Below are 1,345 nucleotides of genomic sequence, written 5' to 3'. Positions count from 1 at the left end.
AGCTGAGCAACGATTATCGCGACATGATCTATGCCGATACCGCAGCCGAGGTGGAAACGCGTCGCAAGGCTTTTCTGCGCAAATGGCGCCTGAAGTGCCGCGCTGTCGCCGATAGCCTGGAAGAGGCCGGCGATCGCCTCTTCACCTTCACCCGCCTTGATCCGTCGCAATGGAAAGCAGCGCGGACGACAAATGCCATAGAGCGTCTGAACGAGGAATTCCGCCGCCGGATCAAAACCCAAGCCGTGCTGCCCTGCGCCGAAACCGTGCCGATGCTCCTCTGGGCTCTGCTCGCCTCCGGCCAGATCACCATGCGCAAGGTCGATGGATGGCAAACCCTCGACAAAGAGATCAAGCCCATGACCCTTGACCTCGCCGCTTGATCAAGCGCAAATCATTCCGTTCGGAGGACATTGCCGGAGAATTTCCACCAGATCCGAGACACGACCCTCGCGGTGCATAGTACCGATGTCCAGGATCGCGACGGTGCCCAAACGGAAACCGGGAACTATCAACCTCAAGGACTCTCTTTAAGAACGAGGGACGACTGGGGGGCAGGTCATGGCCGACATCCTGTTGCACCGAAGGCCAGTATTGTGACCGGTCATACTTTTTGAAGATGCTTTCGCAAAAGGTAGATATCCATAATCCAGCCATGATCAGCGCGAGCTTGAATCCGAGTTGCGAGGATGTTGGCGCCAACTGCGTCTAGAGGGCCGGAAACCAGAATCTCTTCCTTCATTCCCACATAGGCGCCCCACCAGATGTCGTATTCCTTGCCGGGAAGTGATACGAAAGCCCCGCCAGCGTCAAGCATGACGATTACGGTTTCAGCATCCTTTGGCCAGCCATGATCGCGCAGTTGTCTGCCAGTCGTGACATGCACCGTCGCACCAAGATCGTTGAACGGGATCGCATGGGCGGCGCAAAGCGCTTGAATTGCTGTGATGCCGGGAATGACACGCGCATGCAGTGGGACTTTCGCGGCAACGCGTTCCGCGATGCGCAGGGTGCTGTCATAAAGCGATGGATCGCCCCAGACCAGCAACCCGACCCGAGCACCGCCACCTGCGTTGCGATGCTGCGCGATGGCCGTGACCCAGCGCTTGGCAATTGCGTCGTGCCAGTCGTTCACGCGTGTCAGATAGTCTTGGGTCGCTGGATCGCGCTGCGGCAGGTCAAAGGTTACGATCCGAGTCCCTGGATTGGTGATGCAGGATTTGCATATCGCCAGACGCAGGCCTGCCAGATCGGCCTTGTCCTCACCTTTCAGCGGCACAAGGATCAGATCGCAGGCATTGATCGCTTTTTCGGCTTGGCGGGTGATATGATCGGGATTGCCCGT

Annotated in this window: 2 protein-coding genes; one reads left to right on the top strand and one right to left on the bottom strand. The window is 58.1% G+C overall.

Going from position 1 to position 1,345, the window contains the following annotated elements:
• Nucleotides 1-383: transposase (locus Q7U95_RS04210; protein ID WP_308752104.1), on the top strand; the 383-nt coding region annotated here is incomplete at its 5' end.
• Nucleotides 384-604: 221 nt separating this feature from the next.
• Here Q7U95_RS04210 and cobF read toward each other — a convergent pair.
• A partial coding sequence (gene cobF / locus Q7U95_RS04205; protein ID WP_308752102.1) for a precorrin-6A synthase (deacetylating) occupies nt 605-1,345 on the bottom strand: 741 nt, incomplete at its 5' end.

The organism is Candidatus Oleimmundimicrobium sp., assembly GCF_030651595.1.
Lineage (GTDB): Bacteria > Actinomycetota > Aquicultoria > UBA3085 > Oleimmundimicrobiaceae > JAUSCH01.
This window is presented reverse-complemented; position numbering and strand designations above follow the sequence as displayed.